This window comes from Prevotella sp. P4-51 (genome assembly GCF_002251455.1).
Lineage (GTDB): Bacteria > Bacteroidota > Bacteroidia > Bacteroidales > Bacteroidaceae > Prevotella.
In genome coordinates, this window is the sequence record NZ_NPJM01000017.1 from 1 (window position 1) to 16955 (window position 16955).

General features: G+C 53.2%; 12 protein-coding genes. 6 read left to right on the forward strand and 6 right to left on the reverse strand.

The features are described 5' to 3' along the window. Positions 1-76: 76 nt before the first annotated feature. From CIK94_RS01690 to CIK94_RS01700, 3 genes are all read right to left on the reverse strand, one after another. Complete coding sequence (locus CIK94_RS01690; RefSeq protein ID WP_094420972.1) at positions 77-880, reverse strand: ThiF family adenylyltransferase; 804 nt, start codon at positions 878-880, stop codon at positions 77-79. A 36-nt stretch (positions 881-916) separates the two neighbouring features. After that, the gene (locus CIK94_RS01695) at positions 917-1807 is read right to left on the reverse strand and encodes a DMT family transporter (RefSeq protein WP_094420974.1); all 891 of its coding nucleotides are present in this window, start codon (positions 1805-1807) and stop codon (positions 917-919) included. Between the two features lie 177 nt (positions 1808-1984). Continuing rightward, on the reverse strand, positions 1985-2881 hold the full coding sequence (locus CIK94_RS01700) for a hypothetical protein (protein WP_144007673.1): 897 nt from the start codon (positions 2879-2881) through the stop codon (positions 1985-1987). 200 nt (positions 2882-3081) lie between these two features. Between CIK94_RS01700 and CIK94_RS01705 the strand changes: the two genes are divergently transcribed. Together CIK94_RS01705 and CIK94_RS01710 are read left to right on the forward strand one after the other, a co-directional pair. Continuing rightward, entirely contained in the window at positions 3082-3960 is an 879-nt protein-coding gene (locus CIK94_RS01705; protein WP_094420979.1) for an OmpA family protein, read from the forward strand. 912 nt (positions 3961-4872) lie between these two features. Continuing rightward, positions 4873-5151 carry a hypothetical protein gene (locus CIK94_RS01710; protein WP_094386690.1) on the forward strand — a complete coding sequence of 93 codons (279 nt, stop codon included), beginning with the start codon at positions 4873-4875 and terminating at the stop codon, positions 5149-5151. A gap of 9 nt (positions 5152-5160) precedes the next feature. On the opposite strand, the gene CIK94_RS01715 is transcribed toward CIK94_RS01710, so the two are convergent. The 3 genes from CIK94_RS01715 to CIK94_RS01740 form a co-directional block, all read right to left on the reverse strand. Further along, a complete protein-coding gene (locus CIK94_RS01715) occupies positions 5161-6450 on the reverse strand; it encodes an ATP-binding protein (protein ID WP_094386689.1) in 1290 nt (429 codons plus the stop codon). Between the two features lie 333 nt (positions 6451-6783). Then, positions 6784-8073, reverse strand: a complete 1290-nt coding sequence (locus CIK94_RS01725) for an ATP-binding protein (RefSeq protein ID WP_022310313.1) — start codon at positions 8071-8073, stop codon at positions 6784-6786. A gap of 1185 nt (positions 8074-9258) precedes the next feature. Further along, on the reverse strand, positions 9259-12216 hold the full coding sequence (locus CIK94_RS01740; protein ID WP_094420988.1) for a PEP/pyruvate-binding domain-containing protein: 2958 nt from the start codon (positions 12214-12216) through the stop codon (positions 9259-9261). 280 nt (positions 12217-12496) lie between these two features. Here CIK94_RS01740 and gdhA point away from each other — a divergent pair, with 280 nt between their 5' ends. The 4 genes from gdhA to CIK94_RS01765 all read left to right on the forward strand — a co-directional run bounded on the left by gdhA (position 12497) and on the right by CIK94_RS01765 (position 16892). Then, positions 12497-13834, forward strand: coding sequence for an NADP-specific glutamate dehydrogenase (gene gdhA, locus CIK94_RS01745; RefSeq protein ID WP_022309715.1), 1338 nt, complete (start codon positions 12497-12499; stop codon positions 13832-13834). A gap of 121 nt (positions 13835-13955) precedes the next feature. Further along, a complete protein-coding gene (locus tag CIK94_RS01750) occupies positions 13956-14555 on the forward strand; it encodes a septal ring lytic transglycosylase RlpA family protein (RefSeq protein ID WP_022309714.1) in 600 nt (199 codons plus the stop codon). A gap of 268 nt (positions 14556-14823) precedes the next feature. Then, the gene (locus CIK94_RS01760) at positions 14824-16164 is read left to right on the forward strand and encodes an ATP-binding protein (protein ID WP_094420992.1); all 1341 of its coding nucleotides are present in this window, start codon (positions 14824-14826) and stop codon (positions 16162-16164) included. Positions 16165-16274: 110 nt separating this feature from the next. Continuing rightward, entirely contained in the window at positions 16275-16892 is a 618-nt protein-coding gene (locus CIK94_RS01765; RefSeq protein ID WP_022309713.1) for a fumarylacetoacetate hydrolase family protein, read from the forward strand. Positions 16893-16955 lie beyond the last annotated feature (63 nt).

Below are 16955 nucleotides of genomic sequence, written 5' to 3' on the forward strand. Positions count from 1 at the left end.
CCCCAAAAGCCCCTCCCCATGCCCTCCCTTGGGGAAGGCTGGGATGGGGCTTTGGATGGGGCTTTGGATGGGGCTTCTATGCCAATGCCTTGGTGTAGATGTCGTTGAGCACCAAACCACCGATGGTGAAGCCGAAGATGGCGGTGATGTGGACCATTGAGCCGTTGATTTGGGCCTTGCTGGCGTTCCAGTCGTGGTGGGCGAGCGTGGGGTCGCCGGGGGCGGGTTCTTGGGTGTCGGGCATGGTGCTGGCGGCGACCTGATGGGCGCCCCGATTGTCGAGCACCTGCTCGCCGTAGACGCACATGAACTTGCGGGCGGGGCGGCAGTGCATGTGCTTGAACTTCTTGCGGAGGGCGGCGCCGAGCGGACAGCCGCGCACCTTCCAGAACTCAGCCACGCGTATCTGAGTGGGGTCCATCTTGAGGGCTGCGCCCATGGACGAGAACAGGGTGGCACGGGTCTCGCAGGCGCGGAGCATGAGCAGCGCCTTGTCCTTGAGGCTGTCTATGGCGTCGATGATGTAGTCGTAGGTGTCGAGGGCGAAGTCGTCGGCGGTGTCTGCGGAATAAATCTTCTGCAGCGCCAGGATGTCGGCATCGGGACTGATTTCGAGCAGATGGCGGCGCAGCGCGTCGACCTTGACCTCGCCCACGGTGAGGGAGGTCGCCATGAGCTGGCGGTTGACATTGGAGGCGCAGATGCGGTCGGAGTCGACGATGGTGAGGTGGCGTATGCCCGAGCGTATGAGGCACTCGGCTACCCAGCTGCCCACGCCTCCGGCGCCGAAGATGATGACGCGGCGGCTGGCGATGGTCTGCATCACGTCGTCGCCCATGAGCAGTCGCGCACGGTCGAAGATAGGATTGTCTGTATACATGATGAATGGGTTGACAACGGTGGTGGGGCGGACGGCCTATCGTTCAGTCCGGGTGACCAGCCAGGCGCTGAGCAGCACGAGGATGAGCGCGACGGGCTTGTCCCATGTGAGGATGTCCTGGTGGATGAGTATGGCTACGACCGATGCCACGATGGGCTGGAGGTTGGTGTAGATGCTCACGCTGGTGGCTCGGATGTAGCGCATGGCGAAGGGTATGGCCACGTAGCCGGCTACGGTGGCGAAGACCACGATGAACGCCATCTCAGCCACACCGTCCCACTGCCAGGCGGCGGAGTAGAGCTTCTGGGTGTCGAGTTCGCCCCAGGCTATGGGCAGCACGGCTATCGACGAGGCAAGGAAAATCCACTTCATCTGGGTGACGGCAGAGTAGCGCGCGCTGACCTGACGGGTGATGAGCAGGTAGAAGGCCCAGGTAATCAGGCTGAGCATACCGAAGCTGATGCCCAGGAGATCGTGGCGTCCGGTGCCTCCGTGCCAGTGGGTGAAAATCATGAGCAGGGCGCCCGCGGTGGCGAGGATGACGGCGATGCTGCGGGTGAAATTGATGCGCTCGCCGATGAAGAGAGCCGCCATGAGCATGGTGGCTACGGGGGTGAGGCTGGCGATGATAGAGAAATAGACGGGCGAGGTGAAGACCAGTGCCCAGGCTGCCAGCGTCTGTGAAATGACAAATCCTAACAGTCCGCCACAGCAGATTACGACGAGGTCGCGGCGCTCGACATGCTCGGAGGGCAGGAAGAGCGAGATGAGCCAGAATATGGCGGCGGCGCCCACGCAGCGCGTAAGCATATAGACCATGGGAGAAACCCACTCCTTGAGCAACAGAGCGGTGACGGGTACGCCAAATCCGAAGATGATATTGGCGGTCATGACGGCCATGTGGCCTTGTAACTTCTTGCTTTTCATATCGCAAAGGTACTGCAATTAGCCAGCACTGCAAAACAAAAGGGTGTGAAAAATACTGGCGTTAGCATTTTTTGTCATCATCGGCTGCCGGACAGCAGCAAAAAGAAGAGGCCGTGCAGCCGGTGGCGATAGTGCCAGGGTGCATAGCCTCTCCTTGGAGCGGACTGGGGCAGAGGGTCAGCGACGGCGGAAGAGCTGTCCCATATTGATGCCGATGCCGATGGACGAGGTGTATGCCTTCTTGCCCGTAGTGGTCTGGAAGAGGGGGAGGAGTCCTACGCGTCCGGTGATGGCGAGGGGTCCGAAGCAGACGACTGTCTCGAGGTTGAGGCCGAAGGGCTTGAGTCTGACATTGCGCTCGATGGGGTCGCCCATGTCTGCCGGTGTGAAGCGGTACTTGCCTCGGGTGCGCATGTCGGCAGAGATGCCTATGGCAATCTGCGACGCCATGTTGTCCGGGGCTATCTGCCACGACAGCATGAGTGGTATGCGCACGCCGCCATAGGAGAGCCTGTTGGTGGAAGCCGCCGAGGCTGCGGGGGTGAAGCTGACGTGGCTGCCCTCGCCCTGGAGCAGCGCGCCGGGCTGGAAGTGCATCCATGTGTAGTAGGTCTGGGCGCCCATGGAGAAGCCCAGCTGGCCCCATCGGCCACGGTCGGTGAGCGGCGTGATGCCCTCGAAGATGGTGACGCCCACCTCGGAAGATCCGGAGCCACGGGTGTGGAGTCCGGATGAACTGTTGGCGTCGGAACCTATCTTGCTGTTGGTCGATGTGTAGGCATACCACACTGTGGGGAGTATGGGCGCCAGGGCGGCGGCCCTGGTATAGGTCGAGGGGAGGAAGGGCGAGGTGACATAGACACGCTCTACCTCCTGCTGGTTGGCGAAGACGGTCTCGCGGGTCTTCAGGAGCTGGTTGTCGGTGGAGTCGTAGACAGCCACGTGGGTCTCGCCCTTATGGGTGGTGACCACGATGCGCTGCTGGTTGACAATGATGGTGGTGTCTCTGCCGGTCTGGGCGGCTGCCATGAGCCATGCCAACGATGTGCATAGCAAAACGGATAATCTTTTCATATACCTTATTATATATAGTGGTTGTTTCAATGTTGTCGGTTATGGTAATAACGTATGAAAGTGGTGATTGTGACATGGGAAACGCAGATTTTTGGGCTGTTTATGGTTAAATATCATTAAAGGGTTATACAAAAGGTGCTTTTCTTGCGTCATATATGTAAGATTTAATAACTTTGTGGAATAATATCGTGATAATTAAGATGAACAGAAGTAAAACAACCGTGCTGACGCTCGCCCTTGGAGCCCTGTTGATGACAGGTTGTGTCAGCAAAAAGAATTTAGAGAGTTGTCAGGCAGAACTGAAGAACTGCCAGACAGAGAACAGAGAGTTGACCGGCAGCTACCAGAACACCAAGGAGCAGTTGGCCGTCGCCCAGGCTCGCGTGGCAAGTCTCAGCGACCAGCTGGCAGAGCAGCAGAAGGCCTACAAGGCCCTGCAACAGAGTCTGGACAAGAGTCTGGCCAATACCAGTGCCAACAGCGTGAACATCTCTAAGTTGGTGGACCAGATCAATGAGAGCAACCAGTATATCCGTCACCTGGTAGAGGTGAAGAGCAAGAGCGACTCGCTCAATATGGTGCTCACCAACAATCTGACCCGCTCGCTGAGCAAGGAAGAGCTCAAGGAGGTGGATGTGCAGGTGCTCAAGGGAGTGGTATATATCTCGCTCGCCGACAATATGCTCTACAAGAGCGGTTCGTATGAAATCAGCGAGCGCGCCGAGGAGACTCTGAGCAAGATAGCCAAAATCATCATGGACTACAAGGACTATGACGTGCTGATCGAGGGTAACACCGACAACGTGCCTGTGAACACCAAGGCTGCTTCGATGAAGAATATCCGCAACAACTGGGATCTCTCTGCCCTTCGCGCATCATCAGTGGTACAGTATCTGCAGAACAGATTTGGTGTGGCGCCCAAGCGTCTTACCGCCGGTGGTCGTGGAGAGTATACCCCCGTGGCCAGCAATGACACCGAGGGGGGCAAGCAGCGCAACCGCCGCACCCAGATTATCATCACTCCGAAGCTCGACCAGTTTATGGATCTCATCGACAAGGCGCCTGAGAGCGAGAAGTAAGTCGGGAGAACATAGAAACATACAGGAAACTCACCCTAACCATCCCTGCGCGGATAGGTTAGGGTGAGTTTTTTAGTGGATGTTATTTTTTTATACGTATAATCAAATTGGAAAATCCGTAGATTTACCATACCTTTGCACATGTATTCAAGAGGATACCCGCAGGACATGTTCCTGCCGACGGACGATGTAAAGACGAAAGAAAAGAAGAAAAGAGAATGACGGAAACTTTTATCAAAACAACTTAAATTAAACGTATTACTATGGGAAGAAAGTATTATCGTCGTCTGAATGACGACACTTGGTTTGAGTATGATATGTGGGAGAGCGGAATCGTAAATCCTGGCACGTACTATCCAATGCCTTTATGGTTGAAGATTTTCTTTTTTGTACCTCTGGGTGCTTGCGCAGCGGTCATCATATGGACTATCATAAAGGTGATGATTTACGGACCGTCTGTACCTTATTAATGGATAGGGTAAACCTAATCGGCTGCCTGTCTTACGGGGTAGGCAGCCATGGCCTTGTTGACCGCGACCTGCATAAGTATGAGCATGAAAAACACACAGCAACTCTATGTGATTACCTATGGGCAAAGGCTATAAGTAGCGCTTATAGACAGTTTGCCACAATTGAACTCTCTTTCTAATGTGATGGAAACACAAACGGTCAGGCATAAGAAGAGCCCATCAACGAGAGGTTGGTGGGCTCTCTGCTTGATGAAGATTGCGATGGGGTAAGGTGCTGTAAGGTTGGGGGTGGTTGGCCTGCGGGTGGATGTAATGAGAAGGTGGTGCCAAGCGGTGATATTTGCCTTTCCACTTCTCACGGTGTCGCGCTGGTGACCTTCGGCTCTTAGTGGCTGCTGATTGTGTGGGTTCAATCATGTGTTTTTCTACTTTGATTGCGCCTATGAGAGTGATGGAATTGATACAAAAAGCCGTGGCGGAGGATGGCGGCTTCGCCTTGGCGGTGATGTCGGTGCCGACTGTCGGAAAACGGGTTTTCCTGCGTGTCGACGCCACCATCCCCACCGTCATGCGCGGCATGACGCCATCCGCCGCGACGGTAAAAAAAGCGGCCTTTGGCCGTTCAAAAAGTCCGGCTTTCGCCGGTAGAAAAACAGCTGCGGATAGAAGCCCCTCCCCAAACCCTCCTCAAGGTGCGGGAGCTCATTCCTGCTGTGTTTGAGGTGGTTATTCATTCGTTTCTTCCCTGTAGCAACAGCCATTTCCACACAGGGAGTACCTCAATGGTGCCATATTGGTCCTCAATGCTGTCGGACTCGTCATTTGTCAATATCAATCGACGCTTGCAAGACAATGCGCCAGGGATCTTTTTCAAGGCATTGACCTCGCGCTCATAGGTAGAGGTAGACTGGGTGATACTATACGAAACCTGGATGGCAGTGGCATCTTCGGGGATGTAGAAGTCGACCTCCACCTTGTCATTATAGAAGAACACTCGCTCGTTGTCGGCATCATGTCCGTACTTATGGAAAAGCGCCAGGGCAACGATGTTTTCAAGCAGCATGGTCTCTCCATCGAGCAAAAAGAGGTCAAGCACTCCGTTGTCGATGAAGTAGTACTTGCAGGACGTTTCTTTTTCTGTGAATGGTGCAGAAACATTTCGTAGGCGCAACAAGAGCCATGCGGCCTCGCTGTATTCGATATACTTACTGACCGTAGGCATTGATATTCTTCCGCTTATGGTGGAAAGAACATTGGCCAGGCGATTGTATGACACGGGTTGGCCAACATTCTCAGCCAGTTTCTTGACCATGAGGCGCAAAAGGTTGGGGTTGGCTATCTTGTTACGGCTTGCAATATCACCGAGATATATTTTCTGGAACGTACTGCTAAGATAATTGCGTTTCACGGTAAGTCCGACAGATTCGGGAAGTCCTCCCCATAAGAGATATTCATTCCACGCCCGAAGTATCTTTGCCCGCGACTCTGTAGCCATTTGTGATATCTTATCGTAAGGGATATCCTGTATTTTCAGAAGCTCCTGAAAGCTGTATGGATATACTTCCGTTGCCAAGTATCGACCTCCCAAGGTGGTCATAACCTCTGAAGATAACATCTTGGCATTGCTGCCGGTCAGCCATACGGCATACTTTGCATCTGCCAAACGGCGGGCAAACTTTTCCCAGCCTTCTATATTCTGGATTTCATCCAAGAAAAGCATTGGGCGTTGCCCATACATTTCCGCGTGTGCCTCCAATATCAGCTCGAAGTCGCTTCTATCGAACTGCGCAAGGCGGTCGTCTTCAAAGTTCAGGTAAAGCATTGTTGCCCAACTTTGTCCCGATGCCAGCGTCTGTTGCATCTTCTGGTACAGCATAAACGATTTTCCGGCACGGCGTACACCGACAAACACGCGACATGGGAAATCGTCGCCTGGCAATGTACGCGGAACTATCTTGTAGTTCTCAATGTCTTTTTGGTTGGATGCCAAAACCTGCTTAAGTATATCCTTATTTATCATAACGCCACTTTTTCAAATTGTCACTTTGAACTTTTGTGGCAAAGTTATAAATTATATTTTGAATTTTGCTCATTTCCTCCCGAAAAAGTGGAAGTTTGGGCTGATTATTGTACTCTTTGGCTGGCTCAGAGAGCCTCGCCAGCTGTTTTGGGCGTATTGTTGTGATACTGGGTGTAGCAGGCGGAAGGGTATGGGCCTTGGGCAATGAGGGGAAGATGTGCTTGGAGGGTGTGCTCTGGGCAGACACTAAGACGGAGTGGGCAAACAATGATTATCGGTCAAGCTGCGGGACATCAAGAAACGGTTGATGAGGCACTCGGCTTGACCGATACTCTATTGCAGGAAAACGCTGTATAGCGGCATGTTGGTGATATTCTCCTGCTGGCGGTAGGGCAGCATGGAATAGCGTATGGCAGATATTTCCCGATGCTCCATCAGGTAATTGTGCAGCGAGGTTGACTTGATGCTTGTGCCTCCCTTTACCTCTATGGGCAGCAGAGCGCCATCGCGCTGAACGAGAAAGTCCATCTCCATACGAGAGGTGTCAGAGCTGTAATAGTAGATGTGGCTGATGCCCAATGCGAGCAACTGCTGGAGAACATACTGTTCGGTGAAGGCGCCCTTGTATTCCGTAAACACGTTGTCGCCAAGCAGCACATCCTTTGCTGTGGTGTCTGCCATAGCCCCCATCAGTCCGCAATCGCAGAGAAATAGCTTGAAAGCCGACAGGTCTTCATAAAACTTCAGCGGCAGTTCGGGCTTTGTCACCCTGGTTGTCTTATATACCAAGCCGGCATCCATCAGCCATTGTATCGCCAGTTCAAATTCCTTAGCCCTGCCGCCCTTCTTTAACACACCATAGACAAACTTCTTGTTCTCTTTGGATAGCTGTCCCAGTATGGACTGCCATACCATGTCTATGCGAGGCACCTCCTGTGCCGGGGCGTGCTTGGAAAAATCGCTGGCATAATTGGATAGAATTTCGTTCTGAATAGTGCGCACCTGGTTTGGCAGCCTGTTGTCCACATACGTCTTTACGACCTCTGGCATTCCGCCAACATAATAGTATTGACGCAGATAGTCTTTCAGCTTCTCGTGGAGCGCGTTCATCACCCCATAGTCCTTGTTGTGCATCAGACAGAGCAGCTGGTCTTCTCCCATTGCCATGAGGAATTCCTCAAAGTCCATAGGAAACAGTCGCATCGACTGAACCTTGCCTACGGGAAAGGAGATGCCTGCATGCAGGGCTACGCCCAACAATGAGCCAGCCACCACGATATGATATTCGGGGGCATCTTCGCAGAAATACTTCAAAGCCTCCAGGGCCTGTGGAAATGCTTGCACCTCATCCAAGAATATAAGAGTCTTTCCAGGGATAATATCCACGCCGGTAAGCGCGCTTAATCCTCTTATGATACGCGCCGTGTCAAAGTCACCTGCATAGATGGCGTGCAGGCTCTCATTTCGGTCGCAACTGATGTAGGCCAGATTGTCGAACTCGTTCCTTCCGAATTCCTTCAGGATATAAGTCTTCCCACATTGTCTGACCCCATTTAGTATCAGGGGCTTGTGCTGCTCTCTGTTTTTCCAGTCTACAAGCTCTTTGTATATCTTCCTCTTCATCGCTTTACACTTTTCGACACATGAAATGGTCAGATGTTTACACTTTTCGACACATGTTTTGGGCGAAAACCAACACTTTCTGACACATAATGCCATCGCAAAGCTACACTTTTCGACACATACTGCCAAATAAATGATGAAAAACACGCTGGTAATTAAGATATTTTAAGTCAAGCAAGCCATTGTCAGCAGCAGATGGGTTGTCTTCTTGCTCATGGCCCCTGCCGATGGCCTCACAATAGCCATCCTCGGGTTTGCCCTTTCGGTTTGTCTCGTCGCTATATATATAATAAGGTATAGGATGGCGCCGCGAAGGTCACCGGCGCGGCGCTTTGCGGTGCGGGAAGGTAAGGTGTTGCGCGTAGCCGTAGGCGTAATGCTCAATCTGATAATATCCACCTATGCATTTCATTACATTGTCCTGCTGCGGGTAACGCCTACGGCTAATCGCAACTTCTACAGAGTTGCCAGGTTAGTGGGGGATGCTTACCCAGGGTAGCGTGCTTCGCCCGCAACCCTGGGCTGGGGAAACGCAACTCCTACAGAGTTGCTGCTGCTTATTGGAGGCCCCTCCCCATGCCCTCCCCAAGGGGCGGGAGCTCCTTCTTTCTGAGTTTAAGGAGGTTATGTGGTTCGCCTTCCAATTGGGGAAGGCTGGGGTGGGGCCTGCTGGTGGGATGGGGCTTCTCTTTGGCTTTCCCCCTATTGTTTATTGCGCCTGGGAGGGTGATGAAATAAACACAAAAAGCCGTGGTGGCGGATGGCGGCTTCGCCTTGGCGTGGATGGCGGTGCCGACTGTCGGAAAACGAGTTTTCCTGCGTGTCGTCTCCACCATCCCCACCGTCATGCACGGCATGACGCCATCCTCCGCGACGGTACAGGAAGCGGCCTTTGGCCGTTCAAAAAGTCCGGCTTTCGCCGGTGCAAAAACAACTGCTTATTGGAGCCCCCCTCCAAACCCTTCCCAATGGGCTGGGGCTTACTTTGGCAATTCTTATCGTGGTCGGTGAGGGTGGAAAACGGTGCTTCGGGATGGGGTAAAAATAAAAAAGGGACTCCGCTGAGTCCCAATCTTTGTTAACCTTAAATCTAATACCATGAAAAACACGATGCAAAGGTATAAGGTTTTTATCATATCTGCAAATAAATTACCTCTTTTTTTGCTAAAAACTATAATTATTGACTTAAATCAACACTACACCCTCCTGTTTCTTGCCATCCATGAGTATTTTGAGCGGTTTGTCAAATCTCACGTGCCTTACAAATTGAGTCTCTTCGACTGCGGGCATCGCATCGAGCACCTCCTTGCGATAGATACCGTTGTCGGTGTTGGTGTCGATGGTGAAGTAGCCCACGCCAAAGCTGGTGAGGTTCTGGAAGAAGTGTGTGCCCTGGCTGGGGTCCACCCGGTAGTTCTTGAGTTCGACCTCGACGATGACCTGAGCGGCGCTGATGTGAGGCCACTTGACCGGCACGCCCAGCCAAGGGTCGCTCGAGCCCCACCGTCCGGGCCCTATGAGCACGTATCCACGGCCTTCATCGAGGAAGCGGCGGTTGATGCGCTCTATCTCACAGGCTATGGCGGGGTTGTTGATGGCTGTAAACTGGTCGTCGGTCTTGACATAGACCACATCGGTCACCTCTTCGCTGGCGCCGTGGCCCAGCGAGTTGTGGGAGCGCAGCAGGCAGCGGTCGTCGCTGATGGCGCAGATGTCTTCGTCAAGCATCTGCTTGCTGTCTACGATGGGCCTTATCTGCAGGAGGAAGAAGCTGCCTGTGCGGTCGGCGTTGAGGTTGCAGGCAAACTCCACCTCTATGGGGCGTCTCATCTCTGCCGCTCCATAGCGCATGGTCATCTGCAGCAGTTGGGGCAGGGGGAACACATCTTGCTGCAGCACTCCGGCAAAGGAGATTATCTTGCGTCCGCCGTCGTAGAGTCCGTCGCGTATCACCTGGTCGTAAGGGTCGTAGGTCGACGCGATGAAGTTGAGTGCATGGTCGGCCTCGGCGTCCTTGACCCTGAGTTTGAGGATGTTGAACCCATCGTCGACCTTGAAGTCTTCGCCCACGTGTTGCATGTCGAGCGCATAGAACTGGGTTTGTGTCTCGCGCAGCGCAGTCTCCATCTCGCTCGTCTGCAATACCTGATGCGGATGATAGGGCGAAACGCGCAGCGTCTGTCCTCCATCTACGATATACTTGCCCAGACCCAGCGCGAGCGAGGCGATACCCTCGTCGGCCTGTTCGTCGCCGATGGGGTAGTAGTTGATAGACCGCAGCACACCCGAGAAGTTGGGGTAGAAGCGGTTGCCATACTGGTGGCCCACCACCTCCTGCAGTATCACCGCCATCTTCTCCTGGTCTATCACGTTGCTCGTGGCGGTCATGTATGCCTTGGAGTCGCGGTAGAATACCGAGGCATATACGCCCTTGATGGCACACGCCAGCATCTGCAGCATGGCATACTTGTCGGCGAGATAGGGTATCATGTAGGTCGAGTAGATGCCGGCGAAGGGCTGATAGTGTGCGTCTTCGAGCAGCGATGATGAGCGTATGGCTATAGGGCTCTGTATGGCTTCGAAGAAAGCATAGAAGTCGGCGATGAACTCATCGGGCAGCTGCGCCTGGAGGAAGTGCTGGAGTATCTCTTCGTCAGAGGCGTCGCTGAGGGCTATCTGGTAGAGGTTGTTCTGCTCCATAAACCGGTCGAAGACATCGGTGCAGAGCACCACGGTCTTGGGTATCTGCACGCTGACGCCGGCAAACTGGTTGAAGTCGGGGTGGCGCTTGATGATGTTGTCCAGAAAAGCCAGGCCACGGCCCTTGCCGCCGAGCGAGCCTTCGCCGATGCGTGCGAAGTGGCTGAAGCGGTCGAACTTCTTGCGGTCGAACACTGCCACCACGCCCTGGTTTTTCAGGTGTCGGTACTGGACGATGGCATCGTAGATAATCTGTCGGTGGGCATCGACATCCTGCAGCTTGTTCCATGTCACATCCTTGAGGAACGCCGACACGGGGAAGATGGCGCGCGCCGAGAGCCAGCGGCTCATGTGGTTGCGGCTGATGTGGTAGAGCATGGAGTCGTTGGGAATCTTGAAGATGTTGTCCTGAAGCTCCTTCAGACTGTGTATACGCAGTATCTCCTCGTGGCTGCGCGGGTCGCGGAAGACGAAATCGCCAAATCCCATGTGCTCTTCCATCAGCCGGCGCAGGTCGAGGCTCATCTTCTTGGAGTTCTTGTCGACAAATCTGAATCCCTCGGCTTCGGCCTTGGCGCGGTTGCTGCTCTCGGAGCTCTCCATGATGAGCGGCACATACTCGTTACGGCTGCGTATCTCGCGGAAGAGCTTGATGCCGGCTTCGGGGTCCTTCTCGCCGTGGATGGGGAAGCGGGCGTCGCTGATGACGCCCAACACATTGTCGCTATAGCGTTCGTACATGGCCATTGCCTCTTCATAGGTGCGCGCGAGCACCACCTTGGGTCGTCCGCGCATACGCATGGTGGCGGCATGGCGGTTGAGCGCCTCGGTCGAGAAGCGCTGGCTCTGCAGCAGTATATAATTATAAAGGTTGGGGAGTATCGAACTGTAGAACCTTATGCTGTCTTCGACCACCAGAATCATCTGCACACCCGCCTCGTGGATGTCGTGGTCCAGATTCATCTTGTCCTCTATCAGTTTGATGATCGAGAGTATGAGGTTGGTATTGCCCAGCCAGCAGAATACGTAGTCGAAGATAGACAGGTCTTCGTGCTGCATGCGCTTGGTGATGCCATGCGAGAACGGAGTGAGCACTATGCAGTGCATGTGGGGAAACTTGTGCTTGATGGCGCGGGCCACGGCGAAGGCGTCGTTGTCGGCGTTGCCGGGCATACATATCACCAGGTCTATGTTGGTGGTGTGCAGCATCTTCTCGGCCTCCTCGGTGGTGCTCACCTGAGTGAATGTAGGCGGATAGCGCAGTCCCAGCAGCATATATTCATTGTAGATTTTCTCCTCGATGCGTCCGTCGTCTTCGAGCATGAAGGCGTCGTAGGGGTTGGCGACGATGAGCACATTGTAGATGCGTCGCATCATCAGATTGACAAAGCTCACGTCTTTGAGATAGAACTTCTCCCATTGGGCAGGTATCTTCGATTCCATAATACACATATTTATATTATGCAAAGGTATATCAAAAAACTTTTTTAGTATGCTTTGCGTCAAGATAATTTTGCTTTTTGTGGCATTATTCATTCTTTTTGTTTTAATTTGCATCATGGCGGTCGTCGCGGTCTGCCGTCCCGCCGGCCTGGCATATGTCGAAAAGTAAGTGGGGAGAGTAAAATAAATGCGTTTTTTCTTGTTTGTTTGCTTCAAATACACTACTTTTGCCATAGTAATAAACAATCTGTAAATCTCAATTACTTAAAGAAATACCACTATGGAAGTACAGAAAATCATGCAAGACCTGGAGCGCAAGCATCCTGGTGAGTCAGAGTTCCTTCAGGCAGTGAGCGAAGTGTTGGAGTCTATTAAGGACGTCTACAACCAGCATCCTGAGTTTGAAAAGGCCAAAATCGTCGAGCGCATCGTAGAGCCCGAGCGTGTACACATGTTCCGTGTGCCATGGGTAGATGACAATGGCGAGGTGCATGTCAATATAGGTTATCGCGTACAGTTCAACGGCGCCATCGGCCCGTACAAGGGCGGTCTGCGATTCCATCCCTCTGTCAACCTTTCTATTATGAAGTTCCTGGGCTTCGAGCAGACATTCAAGAACGCGCTCACCACGCTGCCTATGGGTGGCGCCAAGGGTGGTTCAGACTTCTCTCCCCGCGGTCGCAGTGATGCCGAAATCATGCGTTTCTGCCAGGCGTTCATGGACGAGCTCTATCGCTATATCGGTCCTGATGAGGACGTTCCTGCAGGCGACATCGGCGTAGGCGGTCGTGAGATTGGCTATCTCTTTGGCCAGTACAAGAAGCTCACTCATCGCTACGAAGGTGTGCTTACCGGTAAAGGCATAGAGTGGGGCGGTTCTATCCTCCGTCCCGAGGCTACCGGTTTCGGCGCGCTCTATTTCGTCAACCACATGATGAAGGACAAGGGCCTTGATATCGCCGGCAAGACAGTGGCTATCTCTGGCTTCGGCAACGTGGCTTGGGGTGCAGCCAAGAAGGCTACCCAGCTTGGTGCCAAGGTGATTACCATCAGTGGACCTGACGGTTATATCCACGACCCAGAAGGCGTCAGCGGCGACAAGATAGAATATATGCTCGAGCTCCGCTCCAGCGGCAACGACATCTGCCAGCCCTATGCTGAGGTTTATCCCGAGGCTACATTCGTGGCAGGCAAGAAGCCATGGGAGGTAAAGGCCGACATCTATCTGACCTGTGCTACCCAGAACGAGCTCAATGGCGACGACGCCGACATGATTCTCGCCAACCACCCATTGTGTGTGGCTGAGGTGAGCAACATGGGTTGTACGGCTGAGGCTGTCGAGAAGTTTGTGGCTGCCAAGCAGCTCTTCGCTCCCGGCAAGGCTGTCAACGCTGGTGGCGTGGCAACATCGGGTCTGGAGATGACTCAGAACTCTATACGCCTGCACTGGAGCAAGGACGAGGTCGACGAGAAGCTCCACTACATCATGAGCTCCATCCACGACCAGTGTGCCAAGTATGGCACTGAGCCCGATGGCTACATCAACTATGTCAAGGGTGCCAATATCGCCGGCTTCATGAAGGTAGCCAAGGCTATGCTGGCCCAGGGCGTAGTGTAAGCGACAATGCACAGACCGCGGTTGTCGGCAACGAAGCCGGCAACACGCGGTTGCTACATAACTTATGAAACAAATACGAAGAGTAATTATTGCAATCTTATCACTCTTGAGCTTTACCCCTATGCTGGCACAGACGCAGAGGGGTAAGGCTACTTTTTATTCCAAACGCGCCACCGGCGCGCGTACCGCCAGCGGCGACAGACTGCATCACGACAGTCTCACCTGCGCCCATCGCACCTATCCCTTCGGCACCCTGCTCAAGGTAACCAATCTCTCTAACAACAAGTCGGTAGTGGTCAAGGTCACCGACCGTGGCCCCTTTGCCCGTGGGCGTATCATCGACCTGTCGTGGCGTGCTGCCAAGGAGCTCGACATCCTTGCCAAGGGCGTATGCACCGTGAGGGTGGAGCGTTACAACGGCAGCGAGATTCCCTATCGTCCTGCCGAGGGTATCAATATGCCAGAGATAGACTTCGAGATAACCGAGGCAGGTTACAGTTTTACCGGCGAGTGGGCCGAGCGTATGAAGCAGAGCGATATGCCCACAACGAAGACCAAGAGAAAACACACCGCCAAGCCCCACGCTACCAAGAAGCACGCTTCCCGCAAGTCGAACAACTCGCAGCAGAAAGACCGCAACGCCGAGGACAAGAAGGAAGAGGGCAACGCGTGGTCCAATATCTTCAAGACCATCAAGAAGAAGAGCGAAGAGATGTTCTGACCCGTTTCCACTGGTCAGAGTCGCCGCCGAGGCCATTGTTCAGGCTCCGGAGGTTGTGTCCGTCGTCCCAATGATAGCCCTCTTGCCCTTGATTTGCGACAAGAATACCGCGTTGTTGCCCATGATTTGCAACAAAAGTAAAGTCCTGTTGCCCCTGATTTGCGACAAAAATAGCAGTTTGTTGCCCATGATTTGTAACAAATTTGTCTGAAAGTTTCTGGAACTCAAGAAAATTCCATATCTTTGCACCAAGTCAAGATAATTCATTATGTTTGAACGGCAGATATTGGCTAAGCTGGAGCAATGGAAAACCTCAAGCCGGCGCAAGCCATTAATATTAAGAGGTGCAAGGCAAGTGGGCAAGACAACGGTTGTCAACCAATTTGGCAAGCAGTTTGACAACTATCTCTATTTCAACATGGAGATGGCCGAGAATGTCAGGATGTTTGAGATGGCAATTCCCCTTGACGATTTGGTCGACATGCTCTTTGCCAGTCAGGGCAAGGCACGAACCCCTGGCAATATCCTCATATTCATCGATGAAATCCAGAATTCGCCTAAGACCATCGGGCTGCTCAGATATTTCTACGAGCGGCGCCCCGACCTCCATGTCATAGCCGCTGGCAGTCTGCTCGAAAATCTCATTGATGTAAAGGTGAGTTTTCCGGTAGGGCGGGTGCAGTATCTTGCCTTGCGGCCCTGCTCGTTCTACGAGTTTCTGGGTGCAACGGGCAAGCACAATCTGCTGGCCTTATTGAGAGAAAAGCCAGAGATGACCGTGGCGTTTCATGAGCAGATGATGCATTGGTTCAACCTTTTCGCCATCGTTGGTGGAATGCCCGAGGCAGTGAAGCAATATGCCGAAACACGTGATATTGTTGCCCTTGAAGATGTCTATGAGACACTGGTGCAAGCCTACAAAGATGATGCAGAGAAATATGTGGCAGGTAACAAGCTGACAGACACCGTGAGGTTTATCCTCTCGTATGGTTGGGCGTCGGCCGGCGAGACCATTACGCTCGGCAACTTTGCCAACTCGGGGTATAAATCGCGTGAGGTGGGCGAAGCCTTTCGTCTCCTTGAGAAGGCCATGCTCCTTGAGTTGGTCTATCCGGTGTCTTCGACCCAGTTGCCTTTGGTTCCAGAGACGCGGAGGATGCCCAAACTGATATGGTTTGATACCGGGCTGGTCAATTATCAAGCCGGTATACGCCGTGAGATTATCGGTTCGACAGATATGGTAGACTCCTGGCGCGGACACATAGCCGAGCAGGTGACGGCGCAGGAACTGCTGTCGCTCGACGACCGTGTGGGGCAGCGCAGAGTCTTCTGGGCCAAGGCCAACAATGGTGCCGAGGTCGACTTTGTCATCAACCACGAGTCGCGGCTTTATCCCATAGAGGTCAAGAGCGGTTCTAACTCGCATCTGCGTTCGCTCCAGGTGTTTATGGACAGTTGCGACCACGATGTGGCTGTAAGGATATGGTCCAAACCTTATTCCGTAGACAGGGTCAATACGCCCAAAGGCAAGACGTTCAGACTCGTCAATCTGCCATTCTATCTCATCGGGCGTATCCATGACATCCTGGAAGAGGTGTCCAATCGCTGAAAAAACAGCATTACATTCAGCCTTTTTGTGTCGTGTGGTTACATCTTTTTTTGTAACTTTGCAACAGATTGGAACTGAACTTTATCGGTAGAAACATTAAGAAAACGACAATGAAGATATTTGGTATCGGAATGAACTACATCCAACACAATAAAGAGTTGGATGGTGCGTTATATAAGACAGAGGCCCCAGTGTTGTTCACCAAGGCCGACTCGTCGCTGCTCAAGTCGGGCAAACCCTTCTTCGTTCCCGACTTCATGGGACGCATAGACTACGAGGCCGAGTTGGTGATACGCATCTGCAGATTGGGCAAGAACATTCCCCAGCGTTTCGCCCATCGCTACTATGATGCCGTGACGGTGGGTATCGACTTCACCGCCCGCGACGTGCAGCAGCAGCTGCGCGAGAAGGGTCTGCCCTGGGACCTCAGCAAGAGCTTCGACGGTGCCGCAGCTATCGGCGAGTGGGTCGGCAAGGACAAGTTTCTCGATGTGCAGGCCCTGCGGTTCCACCTCGATATCAATGGACAGACCGTGCAGGAAGGCTGCACCGCCGACATGGTCTTCGGCATCGACGAGATAGTGGCCTACATCAGCCAGTATTTCACCCTGAAGACAGGCGACGTAATCTTCACCGGTACTCCTGCCGGCGTGGGTCCCGTGCATATCGATGACCATCTGGAAGGTTATGTCGAAGAGCGCAAGGTGCTCGAGTTTAACTGTAAGTGAGACGATATTGAAACATAAAACCATCAGCCATCTGAAATCAGTCAGATACATATTAATCATGAT